The organism is Novipirellula herctigrandis, from assembly GCA_007859835.1.
GTDB classification, from domain to species: domain Bacteria; phylum Planctomycetota; class Planctomycetia; order Pirellulales; family Pirellulaceae; genus Novipirellula_A; species Novipirellula_A herctigrandis.
Window position 1 is genome coordinate 1,801,036 of sequence record SJPJ01000001.1, and the last position, 17,410, is coordinate 1,818,445.

The following is a 17,410-nucleotide window of genomic DNA, read 5'->3' on the forward strand; positions in this document are numbered from 1 at the left end:
TCGCGTGTGGTGTTACGAAGTTGCGACACGCCCCGCCAGGCTTGCCAAGGTCGCTTCATAGAAAGGCAGCGTTTCTTCGTTACACGTGATGCTCACGTTCAAATCTCTTAATCGACCGTCATTGAGCGAATAAATCCAACCGTGAACCGCTACGGATTGGCCGCATCGCCATGCCTCGCGGACGATCGTCGTTCGACACACGTTCATGACCTGTTCAACCACGTTCAGCTCGCAAAGCAAGTCACTACGGCCACGAGGACTTCTAATTTTGTCGAGTGTAGGTTGGTGGATGCGAACAACATCTTGCAAGTGACGGAGCCAGTTTTCGCTCAGCCCAACCTCTTTGTTAAATAGTGCCGCCCCCACTCCGCCGCATCCATAGTGCCCGCAAACAATCACATGCTCGACTTTCAAGACTTCGATCGCATATTGCAAAACCGACAAACAATTCAAATCGGTATGGACAACCAAATTGGCGATGTTGCGATGAACAAATAACTCGCCCGGATCGAGCCCAACGATCTGGTTCGCAGGAACTCGGCTGTCCGCGCACCCAATCCAAAAGAAGTTGGGTTTCTGCAAGTGCGAAAGTCGATGAAAAAAACCGGGGTCAACCTCGACGCACTTTTCAGCCCAAAGTCGATTCTTCTCGAACAGTTCCTTTAATAAACGCATCGATTGATTCCCAAGATAGTGTTTACGAATCGGACTTACAAATCGTTTCTCGCATAGCTGATTCGTTTGAAAACGAGGCCAGCGTTTGATCCAGTTGCCCACGCAGTTTCACCATTTGATCATTGCTCAATCCTTGACCGATTAAACTGGCGAAGTGCAATAACGCGATCACAACAATACTAATTGGAACCAGCAGCAATGCCCAAGGCTGTTCCTTCATGGACCATTGGACATACCCATAGATTGCACCAAAAAAAATGAGACATGCCATCACGAAATAGATGAACATAAAAAACGTCCAAATCTCAGGCCGAGGCGAAAAGCGGCCGAACAACTGCGAACCGTCGAAGGTATCGCTCACCTGAACAGACAAATGAGGCGAAAAAAATCGCCGACTCTCCGGCTCAACGGTAAACTCGGCGCAATCTCCTGCTGCCTTGGCATACTGTAGCGATTCGAGCGAACGAATCGATTCGCGAATCCTAACCATCGCTTCGTCCGCACCGACGTTTAAGTCAACCGTAAAGGTTGGCTGCATTCTTAGCAAATTCACTATGGCGGATTCCTACAGGACAATATTTCAACGGAACATTTCCGATCGCTCCCAAACAGAAATGGATGCGTCCTTCACATTGTGACGTGATTCAGGCTGGCAATCAATCATCTTTGCACTGGCTCTTCGCAGCCACGGAAGCATTTTGCATGATTTATAAACAATCTTTCCCAAACATCATCACCAAGGAATCCATGTTAGCAGCAACGACAACACCCAATGCCAGCTCCATCCTCCACTGCTTTCGATATTCCTCAGTCCATATCGGGGATCACTTCGGCAGTCAACTCGATGAAGTACTCGTAATCACGCCGCTTTAATAGCGTGTTGGTAAAGTAGGCCATGTCAGGAGTCCCGTTTGGGATCGAGACCTCCTCTTCCTTGCTCAACAATGCACGACGAAGGTCCTCCAAAAAGACGTCTTCAATTGGATAGAACCAAGGCTGTTTGTCTTCCTCCATAAAGACGGATTGAACGGCATCATATACTTTCATGTCATTCCATTCGGGCGGCAGCTTTAGCTGCAACTTTAACGAGCCGCCAATGTGTTTGGTCAACACCCAACGCGCCGAGAATTCTTCGCCATCCAAGACATGTTTAGTCGTGTAGTCCTGGCCACGACTACCGCGAACGCTCATCCATCGGCCCAACACTTCCTTCGATGATCGATGTTTGGCAACACGTTCGTTGCTGCGGCCTGTACATCCCGACAATAACGACATACTCAAACAGAACAAAATCGTGAGAACGGCATTCGAAAGAGCGACGCGGCAATGAAATTTCCGATGTTTTGACATGAGACCCCAATCCTCTCAAAGGCAAGATCACAGAATCGATTTCGCCGGGACATCCTTGGCGAGCTTCGAAATAAGTTCCCCAAGTCTAACATCCGCAGCAATCACTTTGCAAACATTCAGGCTTTGCAAACACTTAGGTCGAGCCCTGATGTCATTTGCCCCCCGGGAGTATTCTCTTCAGCTGTCGCTTATAATGTGGTTGCGTTGGAATTCAGCGTTAAGACAGATTCAAACGTTTTACATTCGTCATTGGCTGATAGCAACGCGAAAAAGTGAACTCCCTAATCATGGCACGAACGCCTAATCTACTTGATGTCACCATCGCCCAACCGTTGCGCCAATGAATTCCGACCGACAAAATGAATTGCGAGATATCGTGTTAGGCGCTGCGGGCTCCGAAAACGCGCATACCGGCGCATTCGAATCCGATGCGGAAACCGAAACGCTGCTTCGGATTGACTTGGCCGGTGACGATGGTCGAAGCGGCGTGGACGGACGAAGCTTCTTTGAACCGGTTCGCCGTCCCGGTGTCAACGGCCAACGTGGTGAAGATGCCTCGCCCGCATTCCGCGGCGAAGATGCAGCGTCGGCGGTCATCGAAATTCGCTATGCCGATCGATCGCGTGATCTCGGCGTCGTCGAAATCAATGGCAAAGCGAATCTTCGCAATCACCCCAGCAACGCGATTCGTGCTCAACACCCGATTGGAAACGAAGGCTATATCTTTATCGACGCCACCGGTGGTCGGGGAGGCGACGGCGGTCGTGGCGGCGATGGACAACCAGGTGCTCGCGGTCATCGCGGCCGCAACGCAACTCGTTTTTCATCAGGTGGTAATGGCGGTCCGGGAGGCGACGGTGGTGACGCCGGAAATCCAACCGATGGCGAAGTCGGCGGCGTGGGAGGTGAAGTCACTCTCGTCCTTGATGTTGATGACCAAGGACTTTTGATGCTGCTCAAAGGGGACCTCAATGGTGGCGACATGGGATTCGCCGGCGAAGGCGGAATCGGTGGACAAGGTGGCCCCGGCGGGCCAGGGGGGAGCAGTTACCACTGGACCGAATCACAATCCTACACGGACTCGCAAGGCAAGCGACAAGTGCGGACCATCCATCGTTCAAATCCAGGCGGCTTTTCCGGACCAAGCGGTCGCACCGGAGCGTCGTCGAGGTACCGTGCACGTGATGGTGGCCCTGGCCGCGATGGAGAGCTTCGCATTGTCATTAAAAATCGCGATGGTTCCCAGCAACATTACAGTTCCCCTTACGATTTGGAACTCGTCTCCTTCGACATCGCAAGTGAGTACGAAATTCTCGAACCTGATAGTCTCGTCAGTATTGACAATGTCACGGTACGAAATTGTGGCGGCATGCCCACGCCATCGAACTACACAACTCGGACATTTTTGCCGTCCGACGAATGGATGAATTGTGAAGACATTGAGCTGGTGTTGCCCCATTCGCTTGCCCCCGATGAAACTTTCACGTTTTCCGGTCAAGGACTGCGGCTTCGGTTAGCCGATGTCATCATCGCGGGTCCGCGTAAACGTGGCTTCACTCTAAATCAACCGATCAGCCCGATCGCGGTGATGGAAAGTGGTATTCATCGTCCGTTTCGCAATTTTGAAAATGGGGAAATCGTCGAAGTCCGCTTCCCGATTGAATTGACCGATGTGATCGCACTCAATAGTCTCGCGCCCGGTGAATCGACACGCGTCCGTTGGGGAATCACAAACGTCAGCAACCAAACGTTTGACGACAAAATGCTTCACCGCAGTGTTCGTACCGGCGCGGGATTGTTGGGGGGCGACGTCGACTTGAACCAAGTGTTGTTCTTTGACGATTCCGACAATCCACACGATCTGCTTGAGCAAGAATTCCGATCGGCCGTTCGCAATCTCGCCCCTGGCGAAACACGTTGGATCGAAACGCGAATTGGCATCCGTGATCATAGCGACGTGATTGCGTATCAAGCATTCGTGCTGGGAGTCGATTTGCATCAACAACGGCCTGGTTCGAGCGACCGCCATGACGAATACCGCCGTGTCGATTATCGTCGCGAATTGATTCGTGTTTCAGAAAAGTACCGACGTGACGAAGGTTCGCGTTTCTTATTGATTGCCAATCAGAATACCGATGTCGATGACATTGAAAAATGGACACAATTGGCCGATTATTTTGGCAGCGGCTTGGATGTTTGGGATGTAGCCTACTACGGTTTCCTCGATTTGGTCCGCAAGATTGATCAAGACAAATCGTTGCTCGAAGAATGGGCAGGAATGACCATCATCATTCCCAACAATTACTTCCTGACCGCAGCAGGAAAGACAGCGGCATTTAGCCAATTAGCAAAGTCTCAGTTTTTAAGTGCCGCAGCGGATTATAACGTTTCCTTTTACGTTGTCGGTGATTCGCGAACAGGCGGTGCAAAGATGCTCGAAACATCATTGATTCCGATCAGTGATGAAAAAAAACCTAGCCAACTAAAAACCGAACGAGCGTTTTTGAAACAAGTCCGCCGTTGGTCCAAGTATGTCGCCCGCAGCGGTGAAGTGGTCGGTGGCGTGACCAGTGGTGCCGCGGACATCGCTGATGCCTCGCTCGGAGCAGTTCACGAATTCAAAATCAACAAACGAACATTCTTGTTTCAACCCAAAGCGGTTTGGCTAGAACGGGAAGCCCGTGATTTGCAGGCTAGACTAAAAAAAATCGATCCAATGCATCGATGGGTGATCGTGCATCGGTACGATACCGGCGATACCGATACTTCATGGGGCTTTTTCAAAAAACGCAAAGTCGGCACGCTCGAAGCAAGGCGAACACTCGATTCAAGTAAGGGCTCCGCAGTGCTTTTCGAAGCCGATGCGATCGATGTGGCAGATAGCGATTTCATCAACAGCCAACAAAACAAGCATGGCGTCTTTTTGGCGATGCGATTCGAAGACAAGGTTGACCGATTCATCCGGCTCGTTAGTGAACGAACCTTTCCACGGTTCAACGAAAAATATGTCGACCGGCCGTTAACACAAGAAGAAATCCAGAAGATCGGACACGAGTTGATCGATTCCATTTTGGTCGACATCTACAACGAACAACATGTCTCGCGGACCAGTCGCACGTGGGGGGCCAGTGGTGTGCGCCCCACCATGCCAAAATTGAACTACCTTGCTGAACGATCACTTAACTATGGCGTCACGCTTCGCCAAATAAAAGAAAACGAAGCGACTCTACAATTATTGTTCGAGTTGCTCGCCAACATACGTTACATGGCAACGCATTCCAAAACGATTTGGGACTCTGCAATTTTCCCAACAGCCTTCTTCAAACGAAGTCGTGCCGTCTCGTCCTATATGATCAATCGAGTCGACCGAATCATGGCAAGCATTTTTGGGCCAAAACTGAGTTGGTGGGACAAATGGACGGCGCCGGAGGACTACGATCCGTTCGGAACGGCAAAAAACGCAATCCCACAAGGAGCCGCGAGAGATTTGGCAGAAAAAGAAGTGGATAAGATGGAGGAGCAAATGGAAACGCAAAAGGTTTCACTCGAGCGATTCACTGCGGCCCAAACGCATCCTGGTATGACATATGATCCGGAATTGCTCGCGCACTCGGACCGAGTGATTTCGGGAGAAGTGTATGACCAATTGGTCCGCCAAGAAGAAGAGGCTCAAATGAACCGAGCCCGATTAGAATATGAAGTTGCAAAGCAACGGTCTGAATTACTGGTCAAATTGGAGACGGAACAAACCACTGGAACGGCCACCACGACCGAAACGACGACTCCCACACAAACGCCGATGCCGTAAAGACGGGGAAAAGAGAATTGCCGCTTCTCGCTCCTCAAGTCTGCGCCGGTTACCGACACTGGCATCGTGAAACGCAACAAAACACGGGCTGGGATCAAAATCCGTTAGAATCGTTGTAATCCACAAATTTTTTTTGCAGTTTTTTTGTCGACTAAAAGAACACCATTTCTCATTTCGATTTGACAAGCAACTCTTCGCATGAACTCACAACCAAACCAAATACGAGAGCAGCAACGATGATTGTAATCGGGATTGTGGGTGCACCTGCGGGGGGCAAATCGACCGTTGCCGGCTACCTAGAGGAACTCGGAGCGACGTGGATCAATGCCGACTTGGTCGCACGCGATGTGCTGCAAAGCCCTGAAATACAAGCCAAGCTCATCTCCCATTTCGGACCGGAAATCACTGGATCGGACGGTCAAATCGAACGAACGGCTTTGGCTTCGGTCGTTTTCGGGGATGACGAACCGAGTCGTACGGCGTTACACTATCTGGAGTCGGTAATTCATCCACCGACTCGCGAAGAAATCACCGAACGACTCGCAACAGCGGAACGTTCGGGGGTCAAAGTGGCAATTTTGGATGTCCCACTCCTATTCGAATCGAAGTGGGACCGAAGCTGTGATGAGATTTGGTTTGTCGATGCCCCATGGGCCCACCGGTTGCGGCGGGCGAAACAACGAGGCTGGGATGAATCGGAACTTCGCAAACGAGAATCAAATCAGCTTTCAACAGACGAAAAACGACGACTAAGTAGTTGCGTCATCGAAAATGGCTCGGGGCTAACGGACCTTCGTCGCATCGTCCGAAGCCACTGGGACAAATTGACACACCTGGGAAATAATGGTGCGGCTGCACCTAGTATTGATACACATTGTCGAACGATTGCTGATAGAAATTAAGTAGTAAATAAAAACGCAATCCACCTTTTTTACGGTTTCCACCCCACCCCCGTTAACGAACCTGTCTCATTCGCCTTTTTCCACTGAACGAACTGGCTCTTTTCCAACAGCTCCCCTTCCTGCTTTCAGCCGCCATCATGCGGACTATTCAAAATGCAATCCAACCGGCCCCCTCGCTCTCGCGACCAACGTGGTTCGAGTGACAACAACGGACCTCGTGACTACCGCAACGACCGTCGCCATCACGACCGACCTCGCCACCCAGACAAAGAGGTGGACGAGCGAATTCGTGAACTCGATGCCGAACGCGATCCACTTTCGCTGCCCGAAGAAATTGTCAGTGAAGCAAACAAATGCGGGCAAAAAGTAGGCATCCCTAGCGGCGAACGCGACTCACCTCAATTAAACATCGCGCAACTTCAAACGATGTCGAGCGAAGAGCTCAATGCGATGGCCCTCGCCGCCGGGATCACTGCAACCAACGTGGGTCGCCAAGATTTGATCTTCAGCATTCTGAAGCATCGCATGAAGGTCAACGGATTGATGTTCGGCGAAGGAACCTTGGAAATCTTGCCCGACGGATTCGGGTTCCTGCGCAGCGCCGATTATCACTATGTTTCCTGTCCGGACGATATCTATGTCTCGCCTAGTCAAATCCGACGCTTTGGCTTGCAAACGGGTAGCCATGTAGCAGGGCAAATTCGTCCGCCCAAAGAAAACGAACGTTACTTTGCACTTCTACGGATCGAGGCAATCAATCGCTGCGATCCCATGCAGCGGCAACACCAAAAACCGTTTGACGAATTGACGCCACTTCATCCTGATAAACGAATCATGATGGAGTTCGACAGCAAGGAAATGAGTACTCGCGTCGTCGACATGTTAACCCCAATTGGATTTGGGCAACGTGGCTTGATTGTCAGCCCGCCGCGAGCCGGCAAGACCATTTTGATGCAACAATTGGCTCGCGCCGTATTATCCAACTATCCCGAAGCCTATGTTTTCGTTTTGCTGATCGACGAACGGCCCGAAGAAGTCACCGATATGGAGCGCGAGGTCCGCGGTCCACAATGTGAAGTCATCAGTAGCACATTCGATGAACCGGCCCAGCGTCACATCCAAGTCGCTCAGATGGTGATCGAAAAAGCAAAACGAATGGTCGAAGCGGGAACCGATGTCGTCATCTTTTTGGATTCGATCACTCGGCTTGCCCGCGCTCACAATAGCGAAGGCGAAACAACCGGCAAACTTCTTAGTGGCGGCCTGGATGCGGGAGCGCTGCAAAAACCAAAAGCACTGTTTGGGTCGGCGAGGAAAGTAGAAGAGGGCGGATCGCTTACGATCCTAGCGACCGCTTTGGTCGATACCGGCAGCCGCATGGATGACATTATTTTCGAAGAGTTCAAAGGGACCGGAAACTTGGAAATCGTCCTCGACCGCGACCTCGTGGACCGTCGGGTTTGGCCAGCAATCGATATCAGCAGCAGTGGAACCCGTCGCGAAGAAATGTTGATGGACCCCGAAGAGTACCGCCGCATTTCGGTGCTTCGCCGTAGTCTGGCGGAATTGTCACCTGCCGAGGCAATGGAATCCTTGGTGAAGCAGCTTCGCAAAACACAGAACAACGTCGAATTTTTGATGAGTTTGAAGAATGTCGATTGAAATAACGGGACTCGAAGGTGAGTTGCCAAAAGGTCGAATTGCCATCGTTGCAAGTCGCTACAATCCCGCGATTTGCGATTCGTTGGTCCGCGCTGCCAAAGAAACGCTGGCCGAAGCTGGCTACAATGACCAGCAAATTCTAGTTGTCCGTGTACCGGGCGCCTGGGAATTGCCGCTTCTTTCAAAACAATTGGTCGAGAAAGGCAAAGTGATCGGCATCGTCACGCTTGGCTGTGTGATCAAGGGTGAAACGACCCATGATGAGCACATCAATCGGGCTGTCAGCACGTCGTTGATGGAATTGTCGCTCGCAAGTCGAATTCCAGTCGGTTTCGGCTTGTTGACATGCAATACGGTCGAGCAAGCCCTGCAAAGAAGTGGCGGGAATGTCGGCAACAAAGGTGAAGAGGCGGCCGGTGCCGTGATCGAATTACTTCGCCTAATGAAAAAAATGTAGCCTTTTATTCGGGCTCCCCTAATCGGCGCGTGACCGGTTTCCATTTAGAATCTCGCTCTTGATTGTTTCCAAGTTCCTTCCCATCGTTTCAAGTTGTTAGGTTCGAATGTCCACTCGCCGCCGCGCCCGCGAGATCGTCTTGCAATTGCTTTACGAAGCGGACATCAATGATCCTCGCGACGTTGACGAAGCAATGAAGTTTATCCGATCGCGGCTGCAGGGCCGCAAAGCGCTGACGGTGTTTGCCCACAAACTGCTAATCGGAACCCTGGAAAACCGCGAAGCCATTGACCAGCAACTTTCGAAGCTTGCGACCAATTGGACCCTGCCACGTATGGCCGTGACGGACCGAAATGTCCTTCGGCTCGGTGCCTACGAGATTCTGTTTGGCGATACCCCCGGTCGTGTCGCGGTAAACGAAGCGATCGTGTTAGCGAAACGGTACGGAGACAAAAATAGTCCTCGGTTCGTCAACGGCGTATTGGATCGTCTCTATAAAGACCGCGAACAGAAATCCCGTTAACGCTTTAGCATAAGCTGGATTTCGATCGATAGGTTTCTTCCCTCGGTATCGCGAGAAGCGAGACCTTTGCACCCAAGAGCCTCAGCTCCACTCTGTTGTTGTTCGGCTTCAACCGGGTGCTAGAAATCAACTACCAATTCGTCTTCCGCTAAGACGACATCGGCATCACATTTTCGCTTGATGACGTCAATATCAATTGGATCCTGAGCAGTTTCAATCGGATTGATATGAGTCACCAGCAATTTCTTGGGCTGAACCTGCTCTGCAATCTCTGCAACGCGGCTCGTCCAACTGTGACCCGTCTGCTCCGCCCATTTAGCATGAGAATCACGAAAGTAGCATTCGTGCAACAACAAGTCGCACCGAAGCGCCCAAATTCGGGCTGCTTCACTGATATCACCCGTAGTATCCGTAGCGTAGACCAACTTCTTAGCTTCTTGACTGGGGGATCGCTTCCACGCCAGCGAAAATCCAACCGATCCCCCCGGATGATCCTGTTTCCGCCACGAAACCGTCGCGCCAGCCAATTCGATCGTTGGCTTGTCATCGATTGCAATCCAATCGGCATCAATTTTCGCTGGAAAGATCAGGTCGCTAAACAGGTGAGTTCGGATCGCATCAAGTTTCGCTTGTTCGCCCCAAATACGTAGCCGCTCAACGGGACGCTGATAGAGAATATCCAAAAGGAAGGTTAGCCCAACGGTATGATCGAGATGGGCATGGCTAATCAAAATGTCAAGTGATTCGGTTTGGATCAGAGGCGGTAAGCGAAAAATCCCCGAACCAGCATCGAGCAAGATGCCGCTCTCCGGCAAGAAGTAGCACGACGTATGCCGCCGCGCGTTGGGGTGATAACCGACCGTCCCAAGACAATGAAGTCGCACCGTAGTCGGTCTCCACAAAAAGCCAATATCGTCCGATTCGTAGTATCCACTATGAATCCATTGTAACCGCTCAAGCCGCCAATCCCAACTCGTCCAACGGTCCTAGCGTCGATTTGCCAAAGCCACTTGCCAGCCGGCGGGCAATTGGATATTGTTTTCCCCACAAGCCAACCGACGCGGATGTGGCGGAATTGGCAGACGCGCTAGATTCAGGTTCTAGTGGCCGCAAGGTCGTGGAGGTTCAAGTCCTCTCATCCGCACTTGGTAAAACACGGGGTTTTTGCTCAAAAGGCATCAACCCTTTTTTCGTGGCTTCACGGACAAGTGAAGTCACAAGTGAAGCCATTGCTTCCTAGGCCGCTAAGCCAATACGACAACCTTCCCCCTTTGCTGCGACTTACGCGAATTGGTCAACCAGCACGCCACTTAAAGATCGGCCTCGAACCGGACTTTCACCCAAAAGCGACTTCAAATTGCTGATCGCGTTGACCACAGCCGCCAATGTGTCAAACGAGCTCGCATTCGAGCCCGAATATTTACCGCCCGATGCAAGCTCAAACAAACCCTCAACAGCCTGTTCGGTTACTTGCTGCATTTGCCCGGTCAATGCCGGCTCGGCATTCGTCGCAGGTGACAATTCGATGCCACCTCCAGCACGGACAGTGAACGAATCCAATTGGCCCGAGAATCCTTCCGCAAGTGTCAACGCCAACCGTACACCATTCTGTTCGACGATGTAGCGGGCATCGTGTTGTTCAGCACGTTGACCGTTGATCTCCACGATCCGAGCCGAGCCCAACGCATGATAGCTGCGACCTGAATACGAACGGCGCACCGTCGATGAGGCTGCCGAGAGGGCCAATGGGTCAAACGTACCCAAAAAGTCCTCAACGAAGTTGATTGTTATCACATTACCGTCTACATCCACTTCGAACGCGTCGTTTGCCGACATGTAGGTGGCCCCATTGATCGTAGCGGTTCCGTCACTTCCGGTCGCCATTCCATTGCCATCGCCACCATGGATGTCAAAGTCCGAAGGTGTCGAGCGCAGCGTGATCGTATCTAAGTCACCGCTGAACGCCAACGCCAACTCAAATTCAACTTCCGCTTCATCGATCGTGAAATGGAAGTCGTTGCCACTGGCGACGAAATTTTGGCCATTGATGGTAGCCTCGGCGTCGACACCATAGGCTGTCCCTGAACCGTCAACTCCCAAGAGCGTGAAGTCGCCTTCGCGGGACGTAAGCGCGATAGGGTCGAGAGCGCCTGTGAACCCAGCGTCCAATTCAATGGAGTAGCTACCCAAGCCGTTGCTGAAATCAAAGTGAATTCCGTCAGCGGTAATGTTCTCGCCGTTGATTTGAAGTTCCGCGTCAACGCCGGCCGCGTTGCCCTCACCGTCGCCGCCGCTGGTGTCGAACTTTCCGGATTCCAAAACAACTTGAACCACGCCCACCGAGCCATAATTGGCGCTTGAAAGCGTCAAAAAATCGTCCACAACCGTTGCCGTCACACCCGTCGTCGAGCTAACTTCGTTAATCGAATCACGAACGGAATCGAGCGTTTGGTGTTTGAGGATGCTAATACTGGAGCTGCCGAGTTCACCGGAGAGTGTTATCACCGCGTCGTCTTTGGCCTCGCCCTGGTCCCCCTCGTAGACCAGCTCGCCTCGCTCTGCTGCAACCGTCACGTCCCCTCGAAAGATGTCGAAAGGCTGAGAGTTCATGGAATCAACATTGAAGGCCACTACCTGCGTGGGATTAACGCCGCTGACATCTTGATCGCTGGTCCGGATCGTGATTGGATCAACAGCACCTGTAAACCCAGCGGCAAGTTCAAACGAGTAGACTCCCGCACCGTCATTGAGGATCACTTGGTTTCCGTCGGTGTTGACAGCATGTCCATTGATTTGAAGGTCCGCGTCGGTCCCAGCCGCGTCGCCCTCTCCATCACCACCTTCGGTGTCGAACTTTCCGGACTCAACGACGACTTGAACCGTTCCAGCGGAACCATAGTTGACGCTTTTAAGCGTCAGGTAATCGTCGAACACGGACGCTGTCACTCCGGTTACGGAGCTCTCTGAGTTGATAGAATCACGAACGGAATCGAGCGTTTGATGGTCGGTGATCGTGATGGTGGTGCTGCCCAATTCGCCGGTGAGCGTCAACACCGCGTCGTCTTTGGCCTCGCCATTTCCTCCATGGTACGTTAGTTCGCCCCGTGTTGCGGCGGCTGCCACTTCGCCTTGCAAAGTGTGGAACGGTTGTGGGTTCAACGAAACCGGATCGAAGGATAGCAATTGTGAGGGATTAACACCGCTAACATTACCATCGCTGGCCCGAATGGTGACCGAATCAAACGCTCCGGCAAATCCATCTGCAATTTCAAATACATAGGCACCGACCCCATCGCTGTAAGCCACCTGGTTCCCGTTTCCCGTGACCGAGTTGCCATTGATGACAAGTTGCGCGTCCATGCCGATCGCATTGCGATTATCAACATCGCCCTTCGTATCAAACTTGCCACTGACGACGTCAACTTGGACCGTACCCGATGTGCCGTAGTTCTGGCTTTCGAGGAACATATCGTCACCGGACACCGTTGCCGTAACCCCCGTGTTAACCGTATTAGCGTTAATCAAATCGCGAAGCGTTTCCAGCGGCTGATCCTTGATAACGACGATTTCGGCACTGCCGTGTTCCCCTGTAATCGTGATCGTAGCGTTATCCTTGGCTTCGCCGTTGTCACCCTCGTACGTTAGCACCGCGCGGGTGGCTGCCGACGTGACTGCACCATTGAGCGTGCTAGTGGGGTCCGCCTGAATGGAGAGAATATTGAACGATCCCAACTGGGTCGTGTCGATCTCTCCAGCATCTACAACACGATTAACTTGATTCAGTGTTACCTGAATACTCTGGTCTGATCCAACATCCTGGCTACTGAAGACCAAGTTATCACCGTCGACGGATGCGATCACGCCCGTAACCGATGATTCACCATTCACGCGGTCACGAACCGTGTCAAGAGATTCGCCTTCGGAAATCGCGACTTCTGTGCTACCGAGATCGCCGGCCAGCGTGAACGTTGCCGAGTTGGTAACGACGCTACCGGGCCCCCCCCGATACACCACCTGAGCCGTCTCCGCAGCGGCGGTCACCGTTCCGTCAAGTGTAACAATGGAATTGTCTGCTATGCTATGCAAATCAAACGTGTCAATCTGTGAAGCGTTTACGCCTTCGACCGACTTATTGTAGGCACGAATGATATTGGAGACTTGGACTTGTGCGGATTGCCCAACATCCTGCGAGCGTAAAAACAACTGATTGTCGATAACTTCCGCGATCGCGTCTGTCGAAGACGATACGTCATTAATCCGGGTTGCAAGCTGGGCGAGCGTTTCGCCCTCGATCGCCGCTACGTTTACGGTCCCCAGACCTCCCGTGATATCAAAGGTGGCTGAACCGGTCACCAAACCATTTGCATCACCGTTATAAGTAAGGGTTGCTGATGTTGCGAGCGAATCGCGACTACCTATCAGCGTCGCCGATTGACCGGGTGACAGATTGCTGATGTCGACATCGGATATCTGAGTGACGTTTTGACTGCTGACACTAGAGCCTTGAACTCCGTTCTTAATTTGCTTGGGTCGAATGTCGACCGATAACGATGAGACTTGATTGCGTCCACCCGATTGCAGTCTTAACTCATTATCGCTTTCGCTTGCGCGCACTCCAAAGTCATTCAAATTGATTTTGCGAATCAATCCGGCCAAGGACGAGCCCTGTCGGACGTTGATGGTCCTGCGACCACCGCCGACGTTAAGATTGAGTGACCCACCATCACGAAGCAAACGATGCGTTTCGTCGCTAACGATGCTAGCCGATCGTTCGCGCTGAACGACGCCACCTGAGAAAAAGGCGGCTCCCCCAGGCGGAAGAGACAACACTTCGACGTCCGTGATTTGGTCGGCGTTGAGCCCCTCGAAGACGGCATTGTCGGCTCCGCCCAAAACCAATTGGGAACCAAGCAACGCGCTGATCTTGGTTAACGCTTCGTCGACGTTAGCCTGAGAGTCGTTCTCACCAGACTTCACGGATTCAAACACCCAATCTTTGATCTGTGAAACTAACGAAGTGATACGCTTCAAAGAACGATCACCAGAGCGATCCGTCGAAGCCGCCGTCACGCTATCGGGCGCACGGATATTGAAGGTAATATTTTCGATGAGTAACGGACGTCGGCCCACACCCAACGATGTAAGATTAGAGTTGATTGACAAAGGGAGCCCTGACTCGACGGAGCGATTCGACGCTCCGCTGCCCAAAAAGGAACCCCCCGGCTCCGCGGACATTCGAATGAAGGTCCAGCACTGAAACCTAGTTTGGACTCGAGACTATTGCCGAAGAGTTCCGCAACGGTTTCCACAAGCTCTTAAGAGTGAATCCGACAAACCGCCCAATACGTACAACCGGAACGGTTTTCAGCAGATTGCGGTCAACGAAAAGGCAAGAGAGTGAGACCTTGTCCGAGAGACCTAATTCACCGCGTCATTTCCCGTGCTTCGAGAGGCCGTGCTGCCAGCGGGCGGGAACCGCCGAAAATGCGGGAAGAGACCATCATTTACGAAGATAAAACGAATAGAGAAACAAATGGGTCAAACCCAATACTGTTCGGCACAGAATTTGCGCACTGTATTTTTGTTGGTTTTGGCACGCGACTTGCGCCAAGTCAACCCAATGCGGATGGTCCGCCATGTTGACACCCCAAGGCCAAAGCTGTGGCAAAAAAGAAACTGCCGAAATGTCGAAAACCTGCTGGCTTCAGCGAGGCAGAACTCGCCCCCGGCGTCACGGCAAAAAGACCTAATGTCGAGTCAAGGATCGATGCCAAAGACATCACTGGCCTGAAGTTCTTCAAACGCATTCGGCCACTACTGGAGTCGCTTCATAGCGTAGGTGCTCAAAGAGACAAGGCCGGTAGTCGTGATCTACACATGGACCAGTACGGCGTTTTGGTGCTGATGTGGCTGTTCAATCCGATTCTGTCCTCGCTGCGGGGACTGCAGCAAGCGAGTGAACTGGAAACTGTACAAAAAAAGTTCGGTGTTGGACGTGCTTCGCTCTCAGAGTCCGTTACCATTTTCGATCCTGAGCCGCTGAAAGAGATTGCAGCCAGTTTGGCTACACAAATCCCATCCGCAGATCCTTCACGGTTCGATGGGATCAAAGACCAATTAACCGCTGTTGATGGTAGCGTTTTCAAAACGGCTGTACGAGTGGCTTCGCTGTCTTGGATTCCGTCCACGGGGCGTGCAGCCGGACGCACCACAACGACAGCGGTTGACGGCTACCGAATGCACACGCACTTTGAAATTCTCCGTGGTGTGCCAGAGCGAGTCGATGCGACACCCGCTAAACCTAAAGGCAAAGATGACGAGAAAATTGCCTTGGCTTCCGTATTGCAACCCGATCGATGTTATGTCACTGATCGAGGCTATGCGAAGTTCGAACTGTTCAATGCGATCCATGCCGCCGACAGCAGTTACATTTGCCGACTACGCGACAACAGCACGCCAAAACGACTCAAAGAACGCCCTCTCACTGATGCGGATCGGGCCGCGGGCGTTCGGCTTGATTGCGAAGTAATACTCGGGGCGCACACATCCAATCGCAAGACCATCGCCACCGATCATCCCGTCCGTTACATCGAGATCGAAGTGCCCTCACACGTTCGCACTGGCAAAGGCGGAGCCAATAGTGACGGAATTCTTCGTGTGGCAACCAGCCTGATGGATGTTCCCGCTGAGCTGATTGCAGAAGCATATCGCCTCAGGTGGCTAATCGAACTATTTTTCAGAATGATCAAACAGCTGCTTGGCTGCCGCCATCTCCTTAGCACGAAGCCCAACGGAGTTGAGATTCAGATGTACCTCGCGATCATCGCGTGCTTTCTGATTCTGATTTACACCGGCGGTCAGCCGAACAAAAGAACTTACGAGATGATTTGCTTCTACTTGCTCGGCTGGGCGTCACTGCAAGAGCTTGAGGCCCACATCAAAAAGCTAAAGTCGAAGAACCATTAGGGACACTGCGCTCCGACCGAACAGAAAGTCTCGGCGGGGTTGCTTGCTGCGCGATAGGAACCAACGGCTGCCAATGAGGTTACCTCGCTCACGTCCATCAATTAGCACTGCCTCCATCACTCCGGCTAGAAATCAGCAAGGGCAAACGGAGTGCCGAACAGTATTGGGTCAAACCTCTTTGTTTTGATCGTCGGTTGGTAAAGGTCGCACTCTTGGTCTCCCGCGTGGTCGCATTGTTGGAGAAACAAATGGGTCAAACCTCTTTGTTTTGATCGTCGGTTGGTAAAGGTCGCACTCTTGGTCTCCCGCGTGGTCGCATTGTTGACTCGAGGTGCAATCGTCGTGCGATGGATTCGATCCAGCCTTCATCGCCCAATGGTGCTCCGCGCTGGGCGCAGTTGCGGATAGCCTTGAGTTCACTATCAGTAAGAGGGGCATTGACTCGATCGATCCAATTGGGGAGACGTGCTATCGGCCAGGGCGATAGCAACTTCGGTTCAGGCTCAGGGGATTGCAGCCATCGCCAAAGCGAACCCCACCGCCAATCCTCGGCCCGCGACACCATCTCGGCACGCAGAGCATTGCGTTCGACGTACCGGCAACCCACAAAAAAGTGTTCGTCATCCTGAATGGGAAAACTCTTAAAACGCCCCTGATAGAGATGACCTTTCCCTGTCATGTGGTAGTGGGCATTGTATCGCATCGTGTGCGTACCGCAGACCCACTTACAAAATCGCCCCATTTCTCCATCGACAAGCGGACGCAACATCAAATGCCAGTGGGTTGTCATGATTTGGTAAGCGTATAGTTCAACCTTGTAAAGCTGCAACGCTTCGTGAAGGACTTTCTCGAAAGCAACGAAATCGCCCTCCTTGCGAAAAATCTTCGCACCTAAGTTAGCTCGGTTCAGGGCGTGATATAGCCCTCCCGCTCCGTCGGCTCGTGGTGATCGGGGCATTCCAACAGTCTATCACTGTCGGAGCATGAAACAAAGAGGTTTGACCCATTTGTTTTCTTCTCCCCTTTTCTTCTCCCCTTTTCTTCTCCCCTTTTCTTCTCCCCTTTTC

12 protein-coding genes and 1 tRNA gene are annotated in these 17,410 nt (G+C 52.1%); 7 read left to right on the plus strand and 6 right to left on the minus strand.

Annotated features, from left to right (window positions below; all coding sequences use genetic code 11):
- Positions 1 to 12: 12 nt before the first annotated feature.
- The 3 genes from can to CA13_RS06490 all read right to left on the minus strand — a co-directional run bounded on the left by can (position 13) and on the right by CA13_RS06490 (position 2,025).
- On the minus strand, positions 13 to 675 hold the full coding sequence (gene can / locus CA13_RS06480) for a carbonate dehydratase (protein ID WP_146395134.1): 663 nt from the start codon (positions 673 to 675) through the stop codon (positions 13 to 15).
- 22 nt (positions 676 to 697) lie between these two features.
- Complete coding sequence (locus tag CA13_RS06485) at positions 698 to 1,228, minus strand: hypothetical protein (protein WP_419194009.1); 531 nt, start codon at positions 1,226 to 1,228, stop codon at positions 698 to 700.
- 254 nt (positions 1,229 to 1,482) lie between these two features.
- On the minus strand, positions 1,483 to 2,025 hold the full coding sequence (locus tag CA13_RS06490) for a hypothetical protein (protein ID WP_146395135.1): 543 nt from the start codon (positions 2,023 to 2,025) through the stop codon (positions 1,483 to 1,485).
- Positions 2,026 to 2,365: 340 nt separating this feature from the next.
- Between CA13_RS06490 and CA13_RS06495 the strand changes: the two genes are divergently transcribed.
- From CA13_RS06495 to nusB, 5 genes are all read left to right on the plus strand, one after another.
- Positions 2,366 to 5,833, plus strand: a complete 3,468-nt coding sequence (locus tag CA13_RS06495; RefSeq protein ID WP_146395136.1) for a DUF7932 domain-containing protein — start codon at positions 2,366 to 2,368, stop codon at positions 5,831 to 5,833.
- 236 nt (positions 5,834 to 6,069) lie between these two features.
- Positions 6,070 to 6,735, plus strand: a complete 666-nt coding sequence (gene coaE, locus CA13_RS06500) for a dephospho-CoA kinase (protein ID WP_146395137.1) — start codon at positions 6,070 to 6,072, stop codon at positions 6,733 to 6,735.
- Between the two features lie 153 nt (positions 6,736 to 6,888).
- Positions 6,889 to 8,397 carry a transcription termination factor Rho gene (rho, locus tag CA13_RS06505; RefSeq protein WP_146395138.1) on the plus strand — a complete coding sequence of 503 codons (1,509 nt, stop codon included), beginning with the start codon at positions 6,889 to 6,891 and terminating at the stop codon, positions 8,395 to 8,397.
- On the plus strand, positions 8,387 to 8,854 hold the full coding sequence (gene ribH, locus CA13_RS06510) for a 6,7-dimethyl-8-ribityllumazine synthase (protein ID WP_146395139.1): 468 nt from the start codon (positions 8,387 to 8,389) through the stop codon (positions 8,852 to 8,854). Before rho ends, ribH begins: the two co-directional genes overlap by 11 nt.
- Positions 8,855 to 8,960: 106 nt before the next feature.
- Positions 8,961 to 9,377, plus strand: coding sequence for a transcription antitermination factor NusB (nusB, locus tag CA13_RS06515; RefSeq protein WP_146395140.1), 417 nt, complete (start codon positions 8,961 to 8,963; stop codon positions 9,375 to 9,377).
- A 119-nt stretch (positions 9,378 to 9,496) separates the two neighbouring features.
- Here the strand turns inward: nusB and CA13_RS06520 are convergent, their stop codons facing one another.
- Positions 9,497 to 10,261: an MBL fold metallo-hydrolase gene (locus tag CA13_RS06520; RefSeq protein ID WP_146395141.1), complete on the minus strand. Its 765-nt coding sequence runs from the start codon at positions 10,259 to 10,261 to the stop codon at positions 9,497 to 9,499.
- Positions 10,262 to 10,437: 176 nt separating this feature from the next.
- Here CA13_RS06520 and CA13_RS06525 point away from each other — a divergent pair.
- Positions 10,438 to 10,521 (plus strand) — tRNA-Leu (locus CA13_RS06525).
- A 137-nt stretch (positions 10,522 to 10,658) separates the two neighbouring features.
- On the opposite strand, the gene CA13_RS06530 is transcribed toward CA13_RS06525, so the two are convergent.
- Entirely contained in the window at positions 10,659 to 14,540 is a 3,882-nt protein-coding gene (locus CA13_RS06530; RefSeq protein ID WP_419194010.1) for a beta strand repeat-containing protein, read from the minus strand.
- Between the two features lie 498 nt (positions 14,541 to 15,038).
- Here CA13_RS06530 and CA13_RS06535 point away from each other — a divergent pair, with 498 nt between their 5' ends.
- Positions 15,039 to 16,343 (plus strand): IS4 family transposase, encoded by a 1,305-nt coding sequence (locus tag CA13_RS06535; RefSeq protein ID WP_146395143.1) that lies wholly within the window; start codon positions 15,039 to 15,041, stop codon positions 16,341 to 16,343.
- A 253-nt stretch (positions 16,344 to 16,596) separates the two neighbouring features.
- On the opposite strand, the gene CA13_RS06540 is transcribed toward CA13_RS06535, so the two are convergent.
- Positions 16,597 to 17,301, minus strand: a complete 705-nt coding sequence (locus tag CA13_RS06540) for a transposase (protein WP_146395144.1) — start codon at positions 17,299 to 17,301, stop codon at positions 16,597 to 16,599.
- Between the last annotated feature and the right edge of the window lie 109 nt (positions 17,302 to 17,410).